The following is a 22278-nucleotide window of genomic DNA, read 5'->3' on the forward strand; positions in this document are numbered from 1 at the left end:
CTCACTGCACCACGGCGTGGAATCGACACAAGGCATGGCATGCGCATCAGCACGGTGTCGCACACGACTGCGGTGGATCAGCGTGGACAAGCGGCAATGCCTGAAAAAAACGCGCATATCGTGGCGCCAGCGGTAAGCACGCACGCAGTATGGTCATCCGGATCTGCGCGCCATCGCGCACGCACGAAGCTGGCGCGCGCGCCGCGAAACCTGCAGCGCAGAAAGTGGCGTGGCGCGTTACGCGCGCGTGCAGATCACCCGCCTTGCGGGCGCAGCCCAAGCAATCGGGTGCGTGCCCGGCGATCGACCGCCAGCGACTCGCTGCATTCCTGCCGTCGTGCTGAAGCACCCTGCAGCGCCGCGCATGACGCAGGCATTTTCAACTACGCACGTGGCTCGCAACGACGCGCGCGGTTCGCTCGTCTCCACGTGGCGCACAGCGCTGTCATCGTCTTGAAGCATTGCCGCAGTCATTGCGCAACGTGGAAGCACTCACACGCATGCCTGACCAGTGGCGGCCATGTACGCACTGCGCAGCTCGGGTTGGCCGCCTCATCGTGATGGCGGCCGGCGGTCGCCCGACGAGCCGCAGCCGCACAACAAGCGATGCACCACCCTCATCACAGCGCGCACTGCAAGGCGAGCGAGGCATACCGGCCAGTCCCGCCACCTGCAACGCCCACCTCATCGCGAGCCGGTCAACATCTCGCGCAAACAGCGCGCAGCCGTACCGCAATCGATCACACGTTCGGCAATCGCCTTGGCATCAACGCAGGTGCCTGCAGGAATAGGCGCTACGCGCCAGCAATTCGCATTTGCCCAGATGCATCGAACAATCCGCATCTATCCAGAGGCAATCAGACGCTGAAGCTGCTTCCGCACCCGCAGGTGGTCTTCGCATTGGGATTGCGGATGACGAACTGCGCGCCGGTCAGGCTTTCGGTGTAATCCACCTCGGCGCCCATCAGGTATTGCAGGCTCAGGGGATCCACCAGCAGCGTCACGCCATCGGTGGCCACGGCCAGGTCGTCCTCGGCGCGGTTCTCGTCGAACTCGAAGCCATACTGGAAACCGGAACACCCTCCGCCCTGTATGTACACGCGCAATGCCAGGTCGGCGTTGCCTTCTTCCTGGATCAGCTCGCGCACCTTGGCGGCAGCGGCCACGGAGAAGTTCAGTGGCCGGTCGATGGACTGGTAGTCCGGCGCCGGGGCGGCAGTAGGAAGCGAAACGAGCGTACTCATGGCGCCAGCATGGGGGCCAGACGGTCCCACTTCAAGCCAGGCCGCCGCATCGGCTGCCGCGGCATTCACTGCGCATGCCGCACTCAGGCGTCGGCGGTTTCGGCCTGCAACGCCGTGGCCGGCTCGGCACGGCCGGCTTCCGGCGCCGGCAGCGCCGCGGTTGCGCCGGCCGTCGCGGCATGGATCAGCCGCCCGGTGAGCTGCGCGCCGGCGCTCATTTCCACCACCTGGTAGTGCACATTGCCCTGCACGCGCGCATTGGCGGCCAGTTCGACCCGCTCGGCCGCATGCACATCGCCGGTCAGCTGGCCGTTGATGATCACCACCGGCGCACGCACTTCGCCTTCGATGCTGCCCTGCTCGGCCACCGTGAGGGTCGCGCTGGCGCCGTCTTCGGCGATCACCTTGCCCAGGATGCGGCCTTCCACATACAGCCCGCCGCTGAACATCAGGTCGCCGCGGATGACCACCTGCGGCCCGATCAAGGTATCGACCACGGTCTGCGCACCACGGTTGGACTTGTTTCCGAACATGAGCTACTCCCCCGCGCCATTGCCGGCGACTTTCCAATCGAATGTCTGACTGACCGGCGCCCCATCGCCGCTCAGGGAGATTTTGACACGTTGCGGGGTGAAATCCTTCGGCAGGATCACGCTACCGTCCAGCTGCTGGAAATAGCGGAACGAGTACGGCTGCCCGGCAGCATCGGGCTTCTGGTGCAATTCGTTCCAGCTCACCGTCACCAGCTTGCCGGCGCGCACGCCTTCCACCGCAAAGCGCAGTTGGCCCTGGCTGATCGCGCCGCGGTTGAGGTTCTGGGTCAGCACCACGCTGTAATTCCAGGTGCCGCCGGCTTCGGCAGTGAATTGCACCGAGTGCGCGTTGAGCCCCTTGCGCTGCGCGGTGGAGCCCACCAGCCGCTCGTAGAACGCCACGTCGGCGCGCAGCGCGGCGATCTGCTCGTCGCGCTCGGCCAGCGAGGCCTGCACTTCGGTATTGGCCGCGCGGCTGATCTTGTCGGACATCGCCAGATTGACCTGGCGCTGCTGCAACTGCTCGATCTGCCGACGTTGCTGGGCCTGGCTGCGTTGCGCCTGCTGCAGCGCTGCCTCGGCCTTCACCAGCCGCGGTGCGGCCGTGCGCGTGGCCATCCACCACACCCCGCCCAGCGAAGCCAGCCACACGATGGCCACCAGCAGCCACAACCAGCGGCGACCGGGCCGGCCGCCGCCGGAGGCACGTTGGACGATCTGCACGCGTGCGGCTGGTCTCATAGGCATCGGGTCCGGACGGGCCGGCGCAATCATGGGCGGCGTAGTGTGCCAGAGCCCAGACAATGGTCGCGCTGGCGTTGGACCGGCGGTTATCCCAAAGTTCTGCGATAGTTCTGCAATTGTTTGCAGGGAACCACGCCATGAGCGAAGCGCATCTGTTCGTGATCGGCATCCTGCTGGCCTGGCTGGCCGGCATCCGGGTCTATCTCACCGTGTTCGGCGTCGGCCTGGCCGGCCTGCTGGGCTGGATCGACTTGCCGCCGGCGCTGCATCCGGCGCAGTCGTGGTGGGTCCTGGGCACCTCCGGCGCGCTGGCAGTGGCCGAATTCTTCGCCGACAAGATCCCCGGGGTGGATTCGGGCTGGGACCTGCTGCAGACGCTGGCCCGCGTGCCCGCCGGCGCCTTCCTGGCCGCGGCAACGCTCTCGCCCGACGGCGACCTGGGCGCGGGCGCCCTGGCGGCCGGTGCCGGCGTGGCGCTGACCAGCCACACGCTCAAGGCCGGCACGCGCGCACTGCTCAACACCTCGCCCGAACCGGCCAGCAACTGGATCGCCTCGCTGGCCGAGGACACCATCGCCACCACGGCCTTGGCACTGGCACTGGCGCACCCCTGGCTGGCACTGGGTCTTGCGGTGGGTTCCAGCCTGCTGGCGGGGCTGGTGGTGTGGTGGGTCTGGCGATTGCTGTGGCGGGGCATGCGTCGGCTGGTTGCGCCGATGCGCCCCGCCGCTACGCCAACTGCACGCAGCTCCCCGCTACCGTGAAGTTCATCGCATAATCACAGCGACTGTAGGGAGTATCGATGGCCGCCCGAGATCCGGTTTCTTCCACCACACGTGACGACACCGCCACGCGTAATCGTCCACTTCGCGCCGAGACGCCGCCGGCCGACCACTGGCGTCGCTGGGCCGATGAGGTTGCGTCGCCGGTCGACACCGCTGTGCCGGTGAGCGCGGCGATCATTCCTGCGCCTGCCACTGCAGCGGTGCCCAGCCCGGCCGCGGCCGTGTCGGCGCCGCGCGCGTCGGCGGCCAGCGGCAGCGCGCGTGTTGCCGCAGCATCGGCGCCCACGGCGTTACCCACATCGGCAGCGGCCACCGCGCCGCACGACGGCGAGGACAATGTCGCCGCCGATGCGCCGTACCGCGTCCTCATCGTCGAGGACGACCGCTCGCAGGCCTTGTTTGCGCAGAGCGTGCTGCATGGCGCCGGCATGCATGCGCAGGTCGAAATGACCGCCGCCAGCGTGCCGCAGGCGATCCAGGACTATCACCCGGATCTGATCCTGATGGATCTGCACATGCCCGAGCTGGACGGCATCCGCCTGACCACGCTGATCCGCCAGCAGCCCGGTCAGCAGTTGCTGCCGATCGTGTTCCTGACCGGCGACCCGGACCCGGAGCGCCAGTTCGAAGTGCTCGACAGCGGCGCCGACGACTTCCTCACCAAGCCGATCCGCCCGCGCCACCTGATCGCTGCGGTGTCCAACCGCATCCGGCGCGCACGCCAACAGGCGCTGCAGCAAGCCGGCGAACAGGTCAGCGCGCGCAGCAATCCGGAAACCGGCCTGCCCACCCGCGGCCACGTGATGGACCTGCTCGCCGATGCGCTGGAGCGCAAGCAGTCCGGCGGCCTGTTCTTCATCGAGATCGCCAGCGCGCTCGGCCTGCGCGAGCGCTACGGCTATGCCGCCTACGAGCGCCTGATGACCCAGGCCGGGCACCGCCTGGCCAGCGCCGCCCAGCCCTACCCGCTGGCGCGCCTGAACGACAACAGCTTCCTGCTGCTGGCCGTCGACATGCCCGAAGCCAGCCTGGAACAGCAGGCACTGGAGATCCGCCAGCGGCTGTCTGCCAACGCCTTCCCGGTGCGCGAAGAAGAATCCGTGCACGTGCGCTGCGCCATCGGCGTGGCACCGCTGGGCGTGGGCTTCGACGACACCGGCAGCGCGCTGGAAGCGGTCGAACGCACCGCGCTGCAGGCACGCCTGCGCAGCGACGGCGTGCAGACCTACCTGGCGCCCAGCCAGGCCGAACAGCAGGAACAACTGCGGCTGGTCGAAGGCCAGCTCGAACTGGCCTATCAGCCGATCGTGGCCGTGGCCGGCGGCGACACCGCGCAGTACCAGGTGCTGCTGCGGCTGCGCCAGGCCGACGGCACCTTGCTCTCGGCAGGCCAGGTCATTCCTGCCGCAGAAGCCGCCGGGCGCATCGCCGATCTGGACCAGCAGGTCATGGACCACGCACTGGGCCTGCTGCACCTGTACCAGCACGCCAGCCCGCCGCTGCGCCTGTTCGTCTCGCAATCGCCGCGCACGCTGGCCCGCGACGCCTTCGCCGACTGGCTGCTCAAGGCGCTGGTCGAACGTGGCGTGGCCGGCCAGTCGCTGATCGTGGATCTGCGCCTGGACGATGCATTGATCCATGCCGTCACCGTGCAGCAGTTCTGCGCCAAGTTGATGCCGGCCGGCGTGCAGTTCTGCCTCAGCCAGTTCGAACCCGGCGACGAGGCCAACGCACTGCTGGCCCAGCTGCCGCTGAGCTTCGTGCGCATGGCCAACCGCTTCGCCGATGCGCACGGCAACGCGGCGGTGCGCGACGAACTGCGCGGCGTCATCGACATCGCCCACCAGCGCGGCCTGCTGATCATCGGCCAACGCATCGAAGATCCGCAGGCTGCGGCTGCGATGTGGATGAGCGGCGTGGATTTCATCCAGGGCAACCTGGTGCAGACGGTCGGCAAGGAACTGGACTTCGACTTCACGAGCGCGGTGCTCTGAGTGAGAGAGCGGGCAGCAGGTCTTCGCGCCTGGAGCATCTTGGCAGTGCTGGCCGCGCTGGCGGCCGCACTCGGCGCAGGCCTGCAATGGTCGTCGCTGCAAGGCCCCTGGCGCGCCGTCAGCGCGGTGTCGGCAGTACTGGCGGTGGTCTGCGGGCTGTGCGCCGCACTTGCGGCCCACCGGGCTGCCCAGGCGCAGCATGCGTTGGCACAGCGCCTGGAAGAGGCCGACCTGGCCCGCGAACGCTTGCAGCAGGAACTGCGGCGCCACGGCGAACTCGAACAGGAACTGTTGCGCGCCAAGCAGGCCGCCGAGGCCGCCACCCTGGCCAAGGGCGAATTCCTGGCCACCATGAGTCACGAGATCCGCACCCCGCTCAACGGCATCATTCCGATGCTGGAGCTGATCTCCAGTGGCCAGCTCAGCGTTGACCAGCGCGACATGCTGCAGACCGCCACCGGCAGCTCGCTGCAGCTGCTGCGCATCGTCGACGACATCCTCGATTACTCCAAGCTCGAGGCCAACAAGCTCGAACTGGAAATCACCACCTTCAACCTACGCGAGCTGCTCGACGGCGTCATCCAGTTGCTGCAGCGCACCGCCGAAGGCCGCCAGCTGCGCCTGAGCCTGGATATCGAACCGTCGGTACGGCTGCTGGTGCGCGGCGACCCGATCCGCCTGCGCCAGGTGCTGGGCAACCTGATCGGCAACGCCATCAAGTTCACCGAACGCGGCAGCGTCGACATCCAGCTGCGCCGCCTGGGCGAAACGCGCGCCCAGCACCTGCTGCGCTTCCAGGTGCGCGACACCGGCATCGGCATCGCCCCGGACCAGCAGGCACGCCTGTTCCGCTCCTTCGCACAAGCCGATGCCTCCACCACGCGGCTGTACGGCGGCACCGGCCTGGGGCTGGCGATCTGCAAGCGCATCATCGACCTGATGGGCGGCCGCATCGGGGTGGAATCCGAACCCGGGCGCGGCTCCACCTTCTGGTTCGAAATCCCGCTGCTCAAGGTCATCGGCGACCTCCAGCAGGCCACCGGCGCCGATGCCGCACGGGTGATGGTGATCAGCTCCGATGCGCGCCTGTCGCAACGCCTCAAGCGCCTGCTCGACAGCTGGGGGGTGTCGCACGTGCTCATGGAAACCACCCAGGAAGCGCTCGAACGCGTGCGCCGGCACAACGACAGCGAGGGCTTCCGTTGCGTCATCGCCGACCACGACACGTTGCGCTACAGCGCGCGCGCGGTGCACCGCGCGCTCGCCCGCCCGGAAAACGCCAACAGCGCGCGGCTGATCTGGCTGTACGGCGAAGAACCGGTACCGGCCGAATTGCAGGATCACGCCACTCTGGTGCCGCGCCAGAGCCCGGACGAAACCCTGCGCGCCCTGGTGCTGCCGCCCGAACCCAAGCCCGCCCACGTCACCACGCTGGCCTCGGCGATGATCCCCGAGCCATTGCCGCCGCCGATGGCCAATGCGCGCGAGGTGCGCATCCTGCTGGTCGAAGACAACCCGGTGAACCTGCTGGTCGCGCAGAAGCTGCTGGCCGTGCTTGGCTTCGAGGCCGACACCGCCACCGACGGTGAAGCCGCACTGGCCAGCATGGAATCCACCCGCTACGACATGGTCTTCATGGATTGCCAGATGCCGGTACTGGATGGCTATGCCGCCACCCGCCGCTGGCGCGCGATGGAAACCGAGAGCGGCGGCCGCCCGATTCCGATCGTGGCCATGACCGCCAACGCCATGGCCGGCGATCGCGAACGCTGCCTGGCCGCCGGCATGGACGACTATCTGTCCAAGCCGGTCGCACGCGAACAGCTCGACGCCTGTCTGCAGCGCTGGCTGCCGCGTCAGGCGCTGCTGCCCGGCCCAAGCAGCGCCGGCCAGGCGACCCACGACCCCGAAAGCGCCAGCGCCGCTGCCCAGGCACGCGCACTGCCGATCCTGGACAACAGCGTGATCGACGAGCTGTACGAAGTGGCCGGCGCGGACACCATCACCATCCTGCAGCTGTTCCTGGAAGACGCACCGCTGATCATCGAGCAACTGGAAGCGGCCGCCGCCAACCGCGACAGCATGCAGCTGCGCGACCTCGCCCACACCCTCAAGTCCTCCAGCGCCAACGTCGGTGCGCAGGCGGTGTCCAACGCGGCCCGGCGCATCGAACTGGCCGCCCGCACCGGCACCATCGAACGCCCCTCGGTCATGGTCGCCCTGGTCATCGCCGAATACGCCCGCGCCCGCCTGGCGCTGCTAGGCCAGGTCGCCCGCCTGCAAGCCGCCGCCAGCACCACAAATCCGTAGTCGCATCAGCGCTGTCGAAGCAGCAGCAGACGCCTGGCGCCGCCACCTGCATCGAACTGCCGAGGGATGCCATCCCGGCCGCGAACACGCTCGGGTAGAGCCGCCCTAACCACGAACGTTATTCGGCCGCTGCCCTGACAGCGCGGTGAGCGGCCCGGGATCCTGGTTCCGAAAGGACACCAGAGCCCCTCTCCTGCGGGAGAGGGGTTGGGGCGAGGGTAAGGACGAAGCCGCGCACTCTCACCCGGCAACAGAATCTGTAGAAGCAAATCATCAGCGAACAATCGCTGAGAACCCCGACCGGCAGCAGTACCGCGCATCCGCAAATTCAGGGCCAAACAAGACAGCCCTGACCATGCGCGTTCAGTCGTCCAGCTTGGTCAACAGGTAATTCGGCTCGCCGATGCGCGCCACCAGGTCCAGCTGGGTTTCCAGCCAGTCGATGTGCTCTTCTTCGGACTCCAGGATGTCCACCAGCAACTGGCGGCTCACGTAGTCCTTGACGGTCTCCGCATACGCCACCGCCTCGCGCAGCACGACAACCGCCTCGCGCTCCAGGGTCAGATCGCAGCGGAACATCTCGGTCGGGTTCTCGCCGATGCGCAGCTTGCCCAAGGCCTGGAAATTGGGCAGTCCTTCGAGAAACAGAATGCGGTCGGACAGCTTGTCCGCATGCTTCATTTCGTCGATGGATTCCTTGTACTCATGCTCGGCCAGTTCTTTCAGGCCCCAGTTCTTCAGCATCTTGGCGTGCAGGAAGTACTGATTGATCGCAGTGAGTTCGTTGTAGAGCACCTTGTTGAGGTACTCGATGACCTTGGTATCGCCCTTCATGCGATGTCTCCGAGACAGTGAGCCGGCCGCACTCTAGCGCGTTGGCGCGGCACATGAAGGAACGCGAATCGTGATCAGTTGCGGGACGCGCCGCGGGCAGCTGCCAGCTGCAATCGCGAATCAGGCGTGGAAGGCCGCAGTCTTGTGCCGGCTATCAACGGGCGACCACTTTGCCGCAGGTGGCGCCGGCGAGGCAGGATGGAACTGGCATTCGCGGCGCGGGCCGGCAGATGCATCTGGCATCAGGTACCGCGTGGGAATCCCGGAACAGCCATCGTCGGGACATCGGCCCCGAGCGCCTGCCTCAGGCAGCGCTAGCCAGCCCCAGGAGCGGCAACGGCAATGCGCGGGTGGCATGTGCCTGGCTCAACAGATCGCCCGCCATCTCCAGGCATGAGCCGCAATTGGAGCCACAGCCGGTACGCATGGTCAGTTCGGCAAGGCTGGCGCAGCCATTCTCGGCCGCTTCGCGGATCTGGTGGTCGGTGACCCCATTACAGATGCAGACGTACACAGTATCGGTCGGGTGTTGGCGATCCGGAAAGGACCGGCGCTGATTGCACCGCAAACGAGAATAGGTGTCAATTCCATCCGTTAATCATTATTAATCCGCATCGCGCGAGCCCCGCTGCGCTTGCGTGGCCGCTTGCGTGGGCTGTCGTGCCCCGCCGCGCTGCTGCCCGGCAGCCACGCCTCCAGCGCACGTTGGGGCATCGCACCGACTGCCGCCGGGCCGGCCAGGCTTTGCGCAAGCGGCGCCAGATGACGCAGCGCGCGCGCATAGACGCCGCGCTTGAACATCACCACGTGCTCGACCGGATACCAGAAATCCACCCAGCGCCAGTGGTCGAACTCCGGGGTGTCGGTATGGTCGAGCTTGAGATGGGATTCATCGCCGGTGAACTGCAGCAGGAACCAGACCTGCTTCTGCCCGATACACACCTGCCGCTCATTGCGGCGCACTGCCCTGCTGGGCAGCCGATAGCGTAGCCAGCCAGGCGTGGCGCCGAGCAATTCCACATGCTCGGGCAACAACCCGGTTTCTTCGCGCAACTCGCGGTACATGGCTTCAACGGGCGTCTCATCGGTGTTCATGCCACCCTGCGGGAACTGCCAGCCGTCCCTGCGCACGCGTCGTGCCCAGAACACCTGACCGTCCTGCCGCATCAGCACAATGCCGACGTTTGGCCGGAAACCGTCCGGATCGATCACGATGCGGACTCCTGAAAATCTACTGCCACCGACTCTGCCACGGCGACGCCTGGCTCACAAGCTGAAAACGAAATGCTTGACAACAGCACGACGCATCGTGAGAATTGCCGGCTCCCTAGGCTATGTAGCTCAGCCGGTTAGAGCACAGCACTCATAATGCTGGGGTCGGTGGTTCGAGTCCACCCATAGCCACCAAGGTGTTCACGCCCTCACCGGCATGCAATAATCTTGGGCCAACACGTTTTATTGCCCCGTCGCCAAGCGGTAAGGCACCTGACTCTGACTCAGGCATTCGGTGGTTCGAATCCATCCGGGGCAGCCAAACACAAAAGGTCCGATCGAAAGATCGGGCCTTTTTTGTTGCCCGGCGTCCGGCGGCAACGCATGGCGCATCTGCGTTCATGCATATCGCATTCGGCCTCCAGGACGATCCTGGCCACGCGCTCGTACAGGGCACATACCAGGACCCAAAACGACAAAAGCCCGGCGTGGCCGGACTCTTGAAGCAGGCATCCCGGCGAACCGGGATGCACCAAACGCAATGGATCAGCGCTTGGAGAACTGGGTGGCGCGACGGGCCTTATGCAGACCGACCTTCTTACGCTCGACTTCGCGAGCGTCGCGGGTCATGAAGCCAGCCTTGCGCAGCTCGGACTTCAGGGTTTCGTCGTACTCGACCAGCGCACGGGCGATGCCCAGACGGATCGCACCGGCCTGGCCGGTGGTGCCGCCGCCGGAGGCGGTGACCATGATGTCGAAGCTTTCGGTGTTCTTGGTCAGTTCCAGCGGCTGGCGCACGATCATGCGCGCAGTCTCACGACCAAAGAATTCGTCCAGCGGACGATCGTTGACGGTGATGTTGCCGGTGCCCTTGCGCAGGAACACGCGAGCGGTGGAGGACTTGCGGCGGCCAGTGCCGTAGTTTTGCGTGATAGCCATGATTAGATATCCAGAACTTGCGGCTGCTGGGCGGCGTGCGGATGCTCGGCACCCGAATAGACCTTGAGCTTGCGGTACATGGTGCGACCCAGTGGGCCCTTCGGCAGCATGCCCTTGACGGCGATTTCGATCACGCGCTCCGGGTGGCGCTGCAGCGCCTGCTCCAGGCTCTCGGTCTTCAAGTTACCGATGTAGCCGGTGAAGCGGTGATACTTCTTGTCTTTCAGCTTGTTGCCCGTGACGACGATCTTCTCGGCGTTGATTACCACCAGGTAATCGCCAGTATCGACGTGAGGGGTATAAACCGGCTTGTGCTTGCCGCGCAGGCGGCGGGCCAGTTCGGTGGACAGACGGCCGAGCGTCTTGCCGGCGGCGTCAACGAGATACCAGTCGCGCTGGACGGTCTCGGACTTGGCGGTGAACGTAGTCATGAGAAAACTCTTGAGTGGTCGGGCGGATTGCAGCGGCCGATGACCACTGGAACTTTGCCACGCGTTGTGAAGGCGAAACAGAAGAGGCGGGATTGTACGGGACGTTCGGCGGCGGCGCAAGTTGCAGCAACAACCGCGCCATGGCGGTTGGCAGCACGGCGGACCGGGGCCAGAATCGCCGTATGACCCAGATCTCCCCCACCCGCCTGCATAGCCCGCTCGACCGGCTGCTGGTCGAAGCCCAGCGCGCGCTGGACACCGTCTTCGGCAATCCGCCGGCCGAGCGTCCCAATCCCGCCGCCGACACGCCCGACGTCGTCCTGGACCCGGAGCAGCGTCGTCATGCGGCCGGCCTGATGCGCATCAACCATGTTGGCGAGGTGTGCGCGCAGGGCCTGTATTTCGGCCAGGCCGCCGTCGCCCGCGACGCACACACCCAGCACCACCTGCTGGAAGCTGCCCAGGAAGAAACGGATCACCTGGCCTGGTGCGCCGACCGCCTGCACGAGCTGGACAGCCGCCCCAGCCTGTTCAACCCCGTGTGGTATGCCGGCAGCTACGCGCTCGGCGCGCTGGCCGGGCTGCGCGGCGACGACTGGAGCCTGGGATTCGTGGTCGAGACCGAACGCCAAGTCGAAGCGCACCTGGACGAGCATCTGGAAACCCTGCCCCAGGACGACCAACGCAGCCGCGCCATCCTGCGCGTGATGAAGATCGACGAGGCCCGCCATGCCGACCAGGCCGAGCAGGCTGGCGCCCGCCCGCTCCCGGCTCCGATCCCCAGCGCGATGGCCCTGGCCTCCAAGCTGATGAAGACGGTTGCTTACCGCCTCTAGTTGGGAATTGGGAATTGGCGACCAGCGACCAGGATTTAGACCGCACCCGAGTACACCCGACACGGCGATCAACCGCTGGCCGGCACACCACTGAAGCACAGCCCCCCATTGTTTAGGGGGGCGCGCCAAACGCGTGGGGATAGGTAGCCTCTGAGTCGGGCCCCAAGGTTTGCGCCGCAAACCTGGGGCTGTGCCCACATTGCGCGTGCAGCTACGGCCGAATGGGTGGATAGGCAGCCTCCAGGTGGGAGCCCAGGGTTTGCGCAGCAAACGCTGGAGGACTGACTACCCGACCAGCTTCAGCCCGATCGCGCCGGCCACGATCAGACCGATGCATGCCAATCGCGACCACGAGGCGCTATCGCCAAATAGCGCGATACCGGCAATGGTCACGCCCAGGGCGCCGATGCCGGTCCAGATCGCATAGCCGGTGCCGACCGGAATGGTCTTCAGCGCCTGCGTCAGAAACCACAGGCTGATGCCGGCAAGGCCGATTGTCAGCACGGTCGGCCACAGGCGAGTGAAGCCGTCGCTGTATTTCAGTCCCATGGCAAAGCCGATCTCGAACAGGCCGGCCAGCAACAGATAGATCCAGGGCATTGCAGTACTCCTCACAGAAAAAACGGACAAAAAAAAAGCGACCCAGTGTCTGCACACTGGGCCGCCGTCGGCTGTGGAACGCGAGGTCGTCGCGTGGCGGGCCGTCCCGCCTTGTGGCGTTTGCGCGCTTGCGGGCAAGCACGCGACAGGATGCGCCTGCGCTTATTCGCTCAGGTTGCGTCCGTGAAACAGTTCTTCGATTTCGCGCTTGAGCAGCGTTTCGATCTTCATGCGCTCCTTGAACGACAGGTTCTTGGCGCGCTCTTCGAACAGGTACTGATCCAGGTCGAAGTCCTTCAGGTGCATCTTCGTGTGGAAGATATTTTCCTGGTAGACGTTGACGTCGAACATCTCGTAGCGCGACTTCACGTTCTTGGCGAGAAATTGCTGGATCGAGTTGATCTTGTGATCGATGTAATGCTTCTTGCCCTTCACATCGCGCGTGAAGCCACGCACGCGGTAATCCATGATCACGATGTCCGATTCCAGACTCTCGATCAGGTAGTTGAGCGCCTTCAACGGCGAAATCACGCCGCAGGTCGCGACGTCGATGTCGGCGCGGAACGTGGCGATGCCTTCCTGCGGGTGCGTTTCCGGATATGTATGGACAGTGATATGACTCTTATCCATATGAGCAACCACGGCATCGGAGATCAGCTCCTTGCCGGCCTGCTTCTTGTCGATCACCGGTTCTTCGGAGATCAGGATCGTCACCGATGCGCCCTGCGGATCGTAGTCCTGACGTGCGATATTGAGGATGTTGGCGCCAATGATCTCGGCCACATCGGTCAGGATCTGCGTCAGACGATCGGCGTCGTATTGCTCATCGATATACTCGATGTAGCGCTGACGCTCCTCTTCGGTACGCGCATAACAGACGTCGTAGATGTTGAAGCTCAACGCCTTGGTGAGGTTGTTGAACCCCTGTAGCCTCAGACGAGGCAACGGCTTGACCACGTCGGTCTGTCCTTATGGAAAGCGGGAAAGGAGTCAATTATGAGCCAAAGATCCCAGCAACGAAATGCCGATGTTAAGAGTGGTTTACCTTGCATGACTCATGCCGTTAAGCTTCAGGAATCACACGCGGAACTACCATGAGCCCAGGAAATACGACGGTTGTCACTACGACGGTACGTAACGCTACCCCTTCCCTGGCGCTGGACGCGGGCACCATCGAGCGGTTCCTGGCGCACAGCCACCGAAGGCGCTATCCGACCCGGACCGATGTGTTCCGGCCAGGAGACCCGGCCGGCACCCTCTACTACGTGATCAGCGGCTCGGTGAGCATCATCGCCGAGGAAGATGACGACCGTGAGTTGGTGCTGGGCTACTTCGGCAGCGGCGAATTCGTCGGCGAGATGGGGTTGTTCATCGAATCCGATACCCGTGAGGTGATCCTGCGCACCCGCACCCAGTGCGAGCTTGCCGAGATCAGCTACGAGCGGCTGCAGCAGCTGTTCCAGACCAGCCTGTCGCCGGATGCGCCGAAGATCCTGTATGCGATCGGTGTTCAGCTTTCAAAACGGCTGCTCGATACCACAAGGAAAGCCAGCCGCTTGGCCTTCCTCGACGTGACCGACCGCATCGTGCGCACGCTGCACGACCTGGCCAAGGAGCCGGAAGCGATGAGCCACCCGCAGGGCACCCAGCTGCGTGTCTCGCGCCAGGAGCTGGCACGCCTGGTCGGGTGCTCGCGCGAAATGGCCGGCCGCGTGCTCAAGAAGCTGCAGGCCGACGGCCTGCTGCATGCACGCGGCAAGACCGTCGTGCTGTACGGCACCCGCTGACGGCGCTGTGCAGCCAGTGCCTTGTGCACTGGCTGCATGCCGGTTTCGGCTCCGATGGATTCGATTGCGACGGTGCCAACATCGGCACTTCATGCCCTCTGCAGCGGCACTTTTGCGCGATACCTCTTATAAGAGAGTCTTCGCGCCGTCGAACCGCACGCTCTGCATCGCGACTGCGTCACGATCCTGAAGATTCGTTGCGCTACAGGTCGCATCCGTTTGCCCGCGCGACCCGCCATGGAAATGCGCCATCGCAAGCTGGACTGCGCAATCGTTGCGCTCCGCGCGAAACGACCTAGCTGCCTGAATGTTGCGCTCGCCTACAGCGCCTTGCCGCCGCGGTCGCGGCAACCCCAGTTGAGGATGGGCGTGCCTGTCGGCAGTACCTGGCGGAACAGCGCTTCGCGGTTGGCCTTGGGATTGACCACCACCGGCGCGCGCGCGGCCTTCAAGAGCGGCAGATCTGCGGTGCTGTCCGAGTAGGCGATGGCGATATCGGCGTAGCCGCGCTCGCGCAGCATGCGCATCTTTTCTTCGTTATGGCAGTGACGTCGCGCAGTGACTGCGCCCAGGCGCGGGCCGACCAGGCTGCCAATGACCGGCACGTCCTGGTGGGCCACGAAACCGAGAATGGCGCGCGCCAACTCCGGCGGTGCGCCGGTGGCGACCACCACACGGTCGCCGGCGGCGCGGTGTTGGGTGAAGACCTTCAAGGCATGCGGGAGCAGGCGCTGGCGGATCTGCGCTTCATGCTTGAGCACGTATGCGTCGATGAAACGGTTGAACTCGCGCGCGCGGTGCAGGCCGAACGTGGCGATCCACACATAGCCGGACACGCCGCGCCGCCGGGTTGGCAGCATCGCCACCATCGGACCGAGAATTGGCGAGGCCAACAGCGCAACCAGCAAGCGCAACGGGTTGCGCTTGATCAGCCAGGCAAACAGATGACTGCCGGAATCGCCGTCGTACAACGTGTGGTCGAAGTCGAAGACCACCAGCGGTGCGTCTTCGCGCGGAACGGGATACGACTCAGTCATGCGCGAAGAATAGCTGACGCAGCGACTCGCCGGGTTCGGCCGCGCGCATGAAGGTCTCGCCGACCAGAAACGCGTTCACATCGTGACTGCGCATCAGTTGCACATCGGCCTGGGTGACGATGCCGCTCTCGGTGACCAGCACGCGATCGCGCGGCACCGCCGCGCGCATGTCCAACGTGGTCTGCAGCGTCACTTCGAAGGTGCGCAGGTTGCGATTGTTGATGCCGATCAACGGCACCGGCACCTGCACCGCACGCTCGAGCTCGTCGATGTCGTGTACTTCTACCAGCACGTCCAGGCCCAGCTGCATGGCCAGGCCCGATAGATCGGCCAGTTGGGCGTCTTCCAGCGCGGACACGATCAGCAGGATGCAGTCGGCGCCGAGCACGCGGGCTTCGTAGACCTGATACGGGTCGACGGTGAAATCCTTGCGCAGCACCGGCAGCGTGCAGGCGTCGCGCGCCTGGCGTAGATAGGCATCCGATCCCTGGAAGAAATCCACATCGGTGAGCACCGACAGGCACGTCGCGCCACCGAATTCATAGCTGACCGCGATATCGGCCGGCTGGAAGTCCGGCCGGATGACACCCTTGGACGGGCTGGCCTTCTTCACTTCGGCAATCACGGCCGGGTCGCCTGCGGCGATGCTGGCCTGCATGGCAGCTGCAAATCCGCGCGTGAGCGGTAGGTCGGCGCTGCGCGCGATCAATTCGGCCAGCGGCACGCGCGCACTGCGCTCGGCGACTTCGTCGGCCTTGCGGGCAAGAATGGTGTTGAGGATGTCGCTCATCGTATCGGGTCCTGGCGGGCGGGCATTATCGGTCAAGACGGGCGCACTGGAGCGCGGCTGCGCGCAAGCACGCAGCATGCCAGCGCCACGGTGAGGATGCTGGCGGGCGATGGCCGCTGCGCGGCGGTTGCCGGCATGGCTCAGGCCTGCACGGCAAGCTGGCGGGTATAGGCGACATAGGCGTCCACCCGCACGCGCGCCGAGCCGTCGGCGATGACCGCGCGTGCGCGCAGCACGCCATCGGCAATGCTGTGGGCCACGCCGGCCACGTACAACGCAGCACCGGCGTTGAGCGCCACGATATCCAGCGCGGGGCCGGGCACGTTGTCCAATACCTGCAGCAACATCGCGCGCGATTGCGCAGCATCGGCCACCTTGAGGTTACGGCTGGCCGACATGGCGATGCCGAAATCTTCCGGGTGCACTTCGTATTCGCGCACCTGGCCATCGCGCAATTCGCCAACCAGCGTGCCAGCGCCAAGCGAAAGTTCGTCCATGCCGTCGCGCCCCCACACCACCAACGCGCGTTCGGCGCCGAGTTCGTGCAAGACGCGCGCCTGGATACCGACAAGGTCGGGGTGGAACACGCCCATCAGGATGTTCGGCGAGCCGGCCGGATTGGTCAGCGGACCCAGGATATTGAAGATGGTGCGCACCCCCATTTCGCGCCGCACCGGTGCCACCACCTTCATGGCCGGGTGATGCACTGGTGCATACATGAAGCCGATGCCGGTGTGCGCCAACGCGCTAGCAACCTGCTCGGGCTGCAGCTCGATCACCGCGCCCAATGCTTCCAGTGCGTCGGCACTGCCGGATTTGGACGAGACGCTGCGATTGCCGTGCTTGGCCACCTTGGCACCGCCGGCTGCGGCGACGAACATGGCGCAGGTGGAGATGTTGAAGGTATGCGAACCGTCCCCGCCGGTACCGACGATGTCCACCATGTGCTGGCGATCGGCCACGTCCACGCGGCGCGAGAACTCGCGCATCACCGTGGCCGCACCGGCGATTTCGCCGATGGTCTCTTTCTTGACCCGTAGCCCGGTGAGGATGGCCGCGACCATCATGTCGGAGACCTCGCCGCGCATGATCTGCCGCATCAACTCGACCATTTCGTCGTGGAAGATTTCGCGGTGTTCGATGGTGCGTTGCAGGGCTTCTTGCGGCGTGATGGGCATGGAAACAACCGTGGCAGAACGTGATGGATGGAGACGCAGGCGGCTTGCGACGCGCGCGATCAATGCAGGAAAGCGCAAGCGCCAGGCGACGCGACTGCCGTGGCAGCTGCGACGATCACTGGCCTGGACGCGTCATGCGAAAACGCGCCTGCGGCTGCACTTCGTAATAATCGGCCGGCCCGCCCGCGCGCAGAATCGTCTGCACTGCGCCCGGATCATAGATGCCCTCGTGCAGCGCCGACCTGGCCAGGTGCACGCCGACCACTTCGCCCAGCACCAACCAGGTCTGGATGGCGTGACCGGCAGCGGTTTGCAGCGGCAGCAGCTGGCTGAGCCGGCATTCGAAACTGACCGGACTGGCAGCGACCCGTGGCGCAGCGATCAGCCGCGATGGCGCCACCTGCAGGCCGGCCAGACCGAATTCATCGACCTCCGCAGGCACCATCGCCGCGCTTGCGTTCATTGCTTCTGCCAACGGCCGGGTGGCCAGATTCCAGGTGAATTCGCCGGTGGCTTCGATGTTGCGCAGGCTGTCCTTGCGACCGATGCTGGCAAAGCCGACGATCGGCGGGATGTAGTTGAATGCATTGAAAAAGCTGTACGGCGCCAGATTGGCGATGCCCTCGGCGCTGCGCGAGCCGATCCAACCGATGGGACGCGGGCCGACGATGGCGTTGAACGGATCGTGCGGCAGCCCGTGACCCTGCGTCGGCTCGTAGAAATGGATGCTGTCGTCGGGTGTGCTCATCGTGATCCGAATGCAGTGGAAGGCGGCGCGGTGTTTGAACACGTAGCACAGTACGGCGCGCGTCGGGCGATGTCGCGATTTCGCGTCGTCGCTGCACCGATGCCGCAATGCGATACGTCACGATGACACAGGCACATCGCAATCAACGCTGCAGAAAGTTTTTCAGCAAGGCATGTCCGTGCTGGGTCAGGATCGATTCGGGATGGAACTGCACGCCTTCGACCGGAAACTGGCGATGGCGCAGGCCCATGATCTCTTCCATCGAGCCATCCGGATTTTCGGTCCAGGCGGTGACCTCCAGTGCGTCCGGCAAGGTGGTCTTGTCCACCACCAGCGAGTGATAGCGCGTGGCCTCGTAGCTGTCCGGCAGGCCGGCGAACACGCCCTTGCCCTGATGACGAATCGGCGAGGTCTTGCCGTGCATGATGTTGCCGGCGCGGATCACATCGCCACCGTAGACCTGGCCAATGCTTTGATGGCCCAGGCACACGCCCAGGATCGGCGTGGTCTGGCCTAGCTGCTCGATCAATTGCAGCGAGATTCCGGCTTCGTTGGGCGTGCACGGACCGGGCGAGATGACGATGCGCTCGGGCTTGAGCGCGGCGATCTGGTCGACGCTCATGGCGTCGTTGCGCACCACCATGACCTCGGCGCCCAGCGCCTGCAGGTACTGCACGAGGTTGTAGGTGAAGCTGTCGTAGTTGTCGAGCATCAGCAGCATGGCAAAGGACTCATTGCGCGATCAGGAAGACCGCATAGATGTTTTCGGTATAAGTGATAGTGCCGGTCATCAGGCTCTCGCCGACTCCCTGGCCCACTGCGCTTGGCGCAGGCGACGACGGTGGAGCCGGCGGCGAAGGCGGAGACACGATCGAGCCTGGCGTTGCCGCTGTGGCGGCCGACCAGGTGCCTGCTTCGACGCCATAGGCAAAATTGGGAGCGACATCCGAAATGCTGTAAATGCCGCCGAGCCGGACGCCGTACGCAGCGGCAAGCCCCTGAGCGGACTGGCGTGACTGCGTCGCGGCTTCACGCTTGAGTTCCGCACGTAACGCGGCAGCATCGGCGTAGGCCGTTTGCATCGATAACACCTGCACATTCTCGTTGGCGTCCAAGTCGCCGAGGAAGGCACGCACATCTTTCAATGAAGTAAAGGTGCCACGAATCCTGCGCTCCACCCGGGTCCCCTCGAAGACGGATTTGCCCGCCTCATAACGCGATTGCGGAGAAATCGAGAGTGCAGAGGCGTAAAGGGAGTCCTTGAGAACGTGATCGCGCTGTAATCCATCCAGAACCAACCTGGCACGGTCTTCGACAAACTTCCGCGCCAAGTCGGGCTGTAATTCCGTCTTGCTGATCTTGAGGTCAACGATAAAGCGGTCTGGATCGACCGTGCGAAACGCCTGGCCTTTGACCAACAAATGCGGCTGCGACGGCAGGGCATTGATCTGCGCCATTCCAACAGTGGGTAGCGTCAGCACAGCGGCGAGCATCCAACCAGCGATTGTGTTCATCGTTGTCGTCCTTGAGGTCTAGTCATGGCCCTGCACTGCGGGGTGCTGCAAAAGGGCCGCCACATCCGCACACAGCCGATCGACCGCCGTGGCCGTGGTCGCCCACGAGGTCACGAAGCGGATCACCTGACTGCCATCGGTGCGCACTTCCCAGCGCTCGAAGTCGTAGCCTTGCGCCAGCTGCGCGGCCTGCTGCGCGCTGACGGCGATGAACTGCTGGTTGGTCGGCGAGTCGCTGGTGAAATGCGCGCCTGCCGCAAGCAGGCCGGCGCGCAGGCGTTGCGCCATGGCATTGGCATGCGCGGCCAGTTCGAAGAACAGACCATCTTCGAACAACGCCGCAAATTGCGCGCCAAGCACCATGCCCTTGGCCAGTAGCGCGCCGCGCTGCTTGATCAGGTAACGCAAATCGGGCTGCAGCGCCGGATTGACGATGACCAGCGCTTCGCCGAGCAGCGCACCATTCTTGGTGCCGCCGATATAGAACGCATCGGTCAGCGCGGCAATGGTGGGCAGATCCAGATCGTTGCCGTCGGCGGTCAGCGCCGCCCCCAGGCGCGCGCCATCCAGGTACAGCAGCAGATCGTTCGCGCGACAGAAGCCAGATAATTCTTCGAGTTCTGCACGTGTATAGAGGGTGCCGCTTTCGGTGCTGTTGGAAATGTAGACCAGGCGCGGCTGCACCATGTGTTCGTTGCCATGCACAGCCAGCACCGGCTGGATCAACGCAGGCGTCAGCTTGTCGTGCAGCGCCGGGACAGTGAGCACCTTGTGGCCGGTCGCTTCGATGGCGCCGGTCTCGTGCGTGGCGATATGCGCCGCGTCCACCGCGATGACGGCCTGATGCGGGCGCAAGAACGCGCTGATCGCAATCAGATTGGTCTGCGTGCCGCCGACCAGCAGATGCACGTCGGCCTGCGGCTGCGCGACGGCATGGCGGATCAACGCAACCGCACGCGCTGTGTGCCGATCGGTGCCGTAGCCGGGATGCTGATCGGCGCTGGCCTGCGCCAACGCCTGCAACAGCCGCGGATGCGCGCCTTCGCTGTAGTCGTTGCGAAAGCTGATGCGCGTCGTGCTGCCCTGCCCGTCCATCACAGGCCCTTGGCCGCCTGGGCAACTGCGCGAAACAGCGCGCGCCCCTTGTTCATGGTCTCCTGCCACTCCAGGTCGGGGTCGGAGTCGTAGACCACGCCGCCGCCGGCCTGCACATACAGGTAGCCGTCCTGGATGACGGCAGTGCGGATGGCGATGGCGGTGTCGGCATCGCCATGCCAGCCGATATAGCCCACCGCGCCGGAATAGACATTGCGTTTGACCGGCTCCAGCTCGCGAATGATTTCCAGCGCGCGGATCTTCGGCGCGCCGCTGACGGTGCCGGCCGGGAAGGTGGCGCGCAGCACATCGCTGTAATTCAGGCCGGCCTTCAGGGTGCCGGTCACTTCGCTGACGATATGCATGACATGGCTATAGCGTTCGATCACGAACTGCTCGCCGACCTTGACCGTGCCCGGTTCGGCCACGCGGCCGACATCGTTGCGCCCCAGATCGATCAGCATCACGTGCTCGGCGCGTTCCTTCGGGTCGGCCAGCAGTTCGGCTTCCAGTGCCTTGTCCAGTTCGGGCGTGGCGCCGCGTGGGCGGGTGCCGGCGATCGGGCGCACAGTGACCACGCCATCGCGCAGGCGCGCCAGAATTTCCGGCGACGAACCAACCACCTGGGTACCGCCGACATCGAGAAAATACATGTACGGCGACGGGTTCAACGCACGCAACGCGCGATACACGTCCACCGGGCGCGCGCGGAACGGCACGCGCAAGCGCTGCGATGGAACCACCTGGAAGATGTCGCCGGCGCGCACGTATTCCTGCGCCTTGCGCACCACGGCGTGGTACTCCTCGCGGGTGAACGAGGAATGGAAGTCCGCTTCGTCGATCGCGTCGGAAATCTGCGCCCGCGGATAACCGGCGCCGCCCTGACGCAGGCGATGCGCCAGCTCGTCCAGGCGCCGATTGGCGCGCACATAGGCCTGCGGCTGGCGCGGGTCGGCATGCACGATCAGGTACAGACGGCCCTTGAGGTTGTCGAACACCGCCAGCTCTTCGGAGAGCATCAGCAGGATGTCGGGCGTGCCGAGTTCGTCGGGTTTGTCGCCACTGCCCAGGCGCGGTTCGATGTATTGGATGCATTCGAAACCGAACCAGCCGACCAGTCCGCCGGTGAAGCCGGGCAGGCCATCGAGTTGCGGCACCGAATGTTCGGCGCGCAACGCATCAACTTCGGCCAACGGGTCGGCGACCTCACGGGTCTCGACGACTTCGCCGTGTTCGCTGACCTCCAGCGTGTGGCCCCGAAAGCTGTACACGCGCCGCGCCGGCAGGCCGATGATGGAGTAGCGCCCGAAGCGCTCCCCGCCTTCGACCGATTCGAACAGATAGGTGTAGGCGCCGTCGGCGAGCTTCAGATAGACCGACAGTGGCGTGTCCAGGTCGGACAGCACTTCGCGGACAACGGGAATACGGGTGTGGCCTTCAGCGGCCTGGCGCTGGAACTGCTCTGCAGTGATCAAGACGACTTTCCTTCCGGGACTCTGTGGCGGGGCGGACGACGGCAACGGGCCACCATCGCCACCAGCGGCGAGCGGAAGAGAAGGAGCGTGGAGTCGTCAGGCGGGACACGCGGCTACTGTAGCGCAACTGCTGGCCCAGGGCAGCAGGCGGGGGCGAACGTCGTTCAACAACGGCGAAGGTGGGCGCGGCGA

23 protein-coding genes and 2 tRNA genes are annotated in these 22278 nt (G+C 65.1%); 7 read left to right on the forward strand and 18 right to left on the reverse strand.

What is annotated here, in order from left to right:
• Positions 1 to 857 precede the first annotated feature (857 nt).
• The 3 genes from erpA to AC1POX_RS19500 all read right to left on the reverse strand — a co-directional run bounded on the left by erpA (position 858) and on the right by AC1POX_RS19500 (position 2518).
• Positions 858 to 1244 (reverse strand): iron-sulfur cluster insertion protein ErpA, encoded by a 387-nt coding sequence (erpA, locus tag AC1POX_RS19490; RefSeq protein WP_002808218.1) that lies wholly within the window; start codon positions 1242 to 1244, stop codon positions 858 to 860.
• Between the two features lie 83 nt (positions 1245 to 1327).
• Entirely contained in the window at positions 1328 to 1777 is a 450-nt protein-coding gene (locus AC1POX_RS19495) for a bactofilin family protein (RefSeq protein WP_008574004.1), read from the reverse strand.
• A gap of 3 nt (positions 1778 to 1780) precedes the next feature.
• On the reverse strand, positions 1781 to 2518 hold the full coding sequence (locus AC1POX_RS19500; protein ID WP_033837242.1) for a DUF6776 family protein: 738 nt from the start codon (positions 2516 to 2518) through the stop codon (positions 1781 to 1783).
• A gap of 140 nt (positions 2519 to 2658) precedes the next feature.
• Between AC1POX_RS19500 and AC1POX_RS19505 the strand changes: the two genes are divergently transcribed.
• The 3 genes from AC1POX_RS19505 to AC1POX_RS19515 are packed head-to-tail and all read left to right on the forward strand — an operon-like array spanning position 2659 to position 7610.
• Positions 2659 to 3285, forward strand: coding sequence for a DUF4126 domain-containing protein (locus AC1POX_RS19505; protein WP_011346185.1), 627 nt, complete (start codon positions 2659 to 2661; stop codon positions 3283 to 3285).
• A gap of 38 nt (positions 3286 to 3323) precedes the next feature.
• On the forward strand, positions 3324 to 5300 hold the full coding sequence (locus tag AC1POX_RS19510; RefSeq protein WP_008575603.1) for an EAL domain-containing protein: 1977 nt from the start codon (positions 3324 to 3326) through the stop codon (positions 5298 to 5300).
• A 39-nt stretch (positions 5301 to 5339) separates the two neighbouring features.
• Complete coding sequence (locus tag AC1POX_RS19515) at positions 5340 to 7610, forward strand: ATP-binding protein (protein WP_029818494.1); 2271 nt, start codon at positions 5340 to 5342, stop codon at positions 7608 to 7610.
• 363 nt (positions 7611 to 7973) lie between these two features.
• Here the strand turns inward: AC1POX_RS19515 and bfr are convergent, their stop codons facing one another.
• From bfr to AC1POX_RS19530, 3 genes are all read right to left on the reverse strand, one after another.
• On the reverse strand, positions 7974 to 8444 hold the full coding sequence (bfr, locus tag AC1POX_RS19520; RefSeq protein ID WP_003483093.1) for a bacterioferritin: 471 nt from the start codon (positions 8442 to 8444) through the stop codon (positions 7974 to 7976).
• Positions 8445 to 8748: 304 nt separating this feature from the next.
• On the reverse strand, positions 8749 to 8958 hold the full coding sequence (locus AC1POX_RS19525) for a (2Fe-2S)-binding protein (protein WP_029818492.1): 210 nt from the start codon (positions 8956 to 8958) through the stop codon (positions 8749 to 8751).
• A gap of 80 nt (positions 8959 to 9038) precedes the next feature.
• Positions 9039 to 9656 (reverse strand): RNA pyrophosphohydrolase, encoded by a 618-nt coding sequence (locus AC1POX_RS19530; RefSeq protein ID WP_011346181.1) that lies wholly within the window; start codon positions 9654 to 9656, stop codon positions 9039 to 9041.
• Between the two features lie 118 nt (positions 9657 to 9774).
• On the opposite strand from AC1POX_RS19530, the gene AC1POX_RS19535 reads away from it, so the two are divergent.
• Both AC1POX_RS19535 and AC1POX_RS19540 read left to right on the forward strand, forming a co-directional pair.
• Positions 9775 to 9851, forward strand: a tRNA-Met gene (locus AC1POX_RS19535).
• Between the two features lie 52 nt (positions 9852 to 9903).
• Positions 9904 to 9978: transfer RNA gene (locus tag AC1POX_RS19540), tRNA-Gln, on the forward strand.
• Between the two features lie 224 nt (positions 9979 to 10202).
• Here AC1POX_RS19540 and rpsI read toward each other — a convergent pair.
• Both rpsI and rplM read right to left on the reverse strand, forming a co-directional pair.
• The gene (gene rpsI, locus AC1POX_RS19545; RefSeq protein WP_003483085.1) at positions 10203 to 10595 is read right to left on the reverse strand and encodes a 30S ribosomal protein S9; all 393 of its coding nucleotides are present in this window, start codon (positions 10593 to 10595) and stop codon (positions 10203 to 10205) included.
• A 2-nt stretch (positions 10596 to 10597) separates the two neighbouring features.
• Positions 10598 to 11026 (reverse strand): 50S ribosomal protein L13, encoded by a 429-nt coding sequence (gene rplM / locus AC1POX_RS19550; protein WP_003483082.1) that lies wholly within the window; start codon positions 11024 to 11026, stop codon positions 10598 to 10600.
• A gap of 182 nt (positions 11027 to 11208) precedes the next feature.
• On the opposite strand from rplM, the gene coq7 reads away from it, so the two are divergent.
• Positions 11209 to 11862, forward strand: coding sequence for a 2-polyprenyl-3-methyl-6-methoxy-1,4-benzoquinone monooxygenase (gene coq7 / locus AC1POX_RS19555; RefSeq protein ID WP_277573073.1), 654 nt, complete (start codon positions 11209 to 11211; stop codon positions 11860 to 11862).
• A 285-nt stretch (positions 11863 to 12147) separates the two neighbouring features.
• Here coq7 and AC1POX_RS19560 read toward each other — a convergent pair whose 3' ends face one another.
• The gene (locus tag AC1POX_RS19560) at positions 12148 to 12462 is read right to left on the reverse strand and encodes a DMT family transporter (protein WP_029818486.1); all 315 of its coding nucleotides are present in this window, start codon (positions 12460 to 12462) and stop codon (positions 12148 to 12150) included.
• Between the two features lie 162 nt (positions 12463 to 12624).
• Positions 12625 to 13419, reverse strand: coding sequence for an adenosylmethionine decarboxylase (speD, locus tag AC1POX_RS19565; RefSeq protein WP_007967854.1), 795 nt, complete (start codon positions 13417 to 13419; stop codon positions 12625 to 12627).
• A gap of 137 nt (positions 13420 to 13556) precedes the next feature.
• Here speD and crp point away from each other — a divergent pair, with 137 nt between their 5' ends.
• Positions 13557 to 14249 (forward strand): cAMP-activated global transcriptional regulator CRP, encoded by a 693-nt coding sequence (gene crp, locus AC1POX_RS19570; protein ID WP_005914205.1) that lies wholly within the window; start codon positions 13557 to 13559, stop codon positions 14247 to 14249.
• A gap of 320 nt (positions 14250 to 14569) precedes the next feature.
• Here crp and AC1POX_RS19575 read toward each other — a convergent pair whose 3' ends face one another.
• The 8 genes from AC1POX_RS19575 to trpE all read right to left on the reverse strand — a co-directional run bounded on the left by AC1POX_RS19575 (position 14570) and on the right by trpE (position 22086).
• Positions 14570 to 15286, reverse strand: a complete 717-nt coding sequence (locus AC1POX_RS19575; RefSeq protein ID WP_007967853.1) for a haloacid dehalogenase-like hydrolase — start codon at positions 15284 to 15286, stop codon at positions 14570 to 14572.
• Complete coding sequence (trpC, locus tag AC1POX_RS19580; RefSeq protein WP_170922806.1) at positions 15279 to 16154, reverse strand: indole-3-glycerol phosphate synthase TrpC; 876 nt, start codon at positions 16152 to 16154, stop codon at positions 15279 to 15281. Before trpC ends, AC1POX_RS19575 begins: the two co-directional genes overlap by 8 nt.
• Before the next feature lie 62 nt (positions 16155 to 16216).
• On the reverse strand, positions 16217 to 17254 hold the full coding sequence (gene trpD / locus AC1POX_RS19585; RefSeq protein WP_057681086.1) for an anthranilate phosphoribosyltransferase: 1038 nt from the start codon (positions 17252 to 17254) through the stop codon (positions 16217 to 16219).
• A gap of 115 nt (positions 17255 to 17369) precedes the next feature.
• A complete protein-coding gene (locus AC1POX_RS19590; protein WP_008575588.1) occupies positions 17370 to 18002 on the reverse strand; it encodes a flavin reductase family protein in 633 nt (210 codons plus the stop codon).
• Between the two features lie 142 nt (positions 18003 to 18144).
• Entirely contained in the window at positions 18145 to 18723 is a 579-nt protein-coding gene (locus AC1POX_RS19595; RefSeq protein ID WP_011346175.1) for an anthranilate synthase component II, read from the reverse strand.
• A 10-nt stretch (positions 18724 to 18733) separates the two neighbouring features.
• The gene (locus AC1POX_RS19600; RefSeq protein WP_014089191.1) at positions 18734 to 19516 is read right to left on the reverse strand and encodes an SIMPL domain-containing protein; all 783 of its coding nucleotides are present in this window, start codon (positions 19514 to 19516) and stop codon (positions 18734 to 18736) included.
• Positions 19517 to 19534: 18 nt separating this feature from the next.
• Entirely contained in the window at positions 19535 to 20611 is a 1077-nt protein-coding gene (locus tag AC1POX_RS19605) for a threonine aldolase family protein (protein ID WP_218504780.1), read from the reverse strand.
• Positions 20611 to 22086: an anthranilate synthase component I gene (gene trpE, locus AC1POX_RS19610; protein ID WP_011346166.1), complete on the reverse strand. Its 1476-nt coding sequence runs from the start codon at positions 22084 to 22086 to the stop codon at positions 20611 to 20613. The genes AC1POX_RS19605 and trpE overlap by 1 nt, the downstream gene beginning before the upstream one ends.
• Between the last annotated feature and the right edge of the window lie 192 nt (positions 22087 to 22278).

The sequence above is a fragment of the Xanthomonas sp. NCPPB 3442 genome (genome assembly GCF_056725145.1).

Excerpts from the sequence above, each read along its gene's own strand:
- crp (WP_005914205.1), top strand. The coding sequence starts at position 13,557 with ATGAGCCCAGGAAATACGACGGTTGTCACTACGACGGTACGTAACGCT.
- AC1POX_RS19600 (WP_014089191.1), bottom strand. The coding sequence starts at position 19,516 with ATGAACACAATCGCTGGTTGGATGCTCGCCGCTGTGCTGACGCTACCC.
- rplM (WP_003483082.1), bottom strand. The coding sequence starts at position 11,026 with ATGACTACGTTCACCGCCAAGTCCGAGACCGTCCAGCGCGACTGGTAT.
- AC1POX_RS19575 (WP_007967853.1), bottom strand. The coding sequence starts at position 15,286 with ATGACTGAGTCGTATCCCGTTCCGCGCGAAGACGCACCGCTGGTGGTC.
- AC1POX_RS19505 (WP_011346185.1), top strand. The coding sequence starts at position 2,659 with ATGAGCGAAGCGCATCTGTTCGTGATCGGCATCCTGCTGGCCTGGCTG.
- AC1POX_RS19560 (WP_029818486.1), bottom strand. The coding sequence starts at position 12,462 with ATGCCCTGGATCTATCTGTTGCTGGCCGGCCTGTTCGAGATCGGCTTT.
- trpD (WP_057681086.1), bottom strand. The coding sequence starts at position 17,254 with ATGCCCATCACGCCGCAAGAAGCCCTGCAACGCACCATCGAACACCGC.
- AC1POX_RS19495 (WP_008574004.1), bottom strand. The coding sequence starts at position 1,777 with ATGTTCGGAAACAAGTCCAACCGTGGTGCGCAGACCGTGGTCGATACC.
- bfr (WP_003483093.1), bottom strand. The coding sequence starts at position 8,444 with ATGAAGGGCGATACCAAGGTCATCGAGTACCTCAACAAGGTGCTCTAC.
- trpC (WP_170922806.1), bottom strand. The coding sequence starts at position 16,154 with ATGCTGCGTGCTTGCGCGCAGCCGCGCTCCAGTGCGCCCGTCTTGACC.
- coq7 (WP_277573073.1), top strand. The coding sequence starts at position 11,209 with ATGACCCAGATCTCCCCCACCCGCCTGCATAGCCCGCTCGACCGGCTG.
- rpsI (WP_003483085.1), bottom strand. The coding sequence starts at position 10,595 with ATGGCTATCACGCAAAACTACGGCACTGGCCGCCGCAAGTCCTCCACC.
- erpA (WP_002808218.1), bottom strand. The coding sequence starts at position 1,244 with ATGAGTACGCTCGTTTCGCTTCCTACTGCCGCCCCGGCGCCGGACTAC.
- AC1POX_RS19500 (WP_033837242.1), bottom strand. The coding sequence starts at position 2,518 with ATGAGACCAGCCGCACGCGTGCAGATCGTCCAACGTGCCTCCGGCGGC.
- AC1POX_RS19595 (WP_011346175.1), bottom strand. The coding sequence starts at position 18,723 with ATGCTGCTGATGCTCGACAACTACGACAGCTTCACCTACAACCTCGTG.
- AC1POX_RS19605 (WP_218504780.1), bottom strand. The coding sequence starts at position 20,611 with ATGGACGGGCAGGGCAGCACGACGCGCATCAGCTTTCGCAACGACTAC.
- AC1POX_RS19590 (WP_008575588.1), bottom strand. The coding sequence starts at position 18,002 with ATGAGCACACCCGACGACAGCATCCATTTCTACGAGCCGACGCAGGGT.
- AC1POX_RS19510 (WP_008575603.1), top strand. The coding sequence starts at position 3,324 with ATGGCCGCCCGAGATCCGGTTTCTTCCACCACACGTGACGACACCGCC.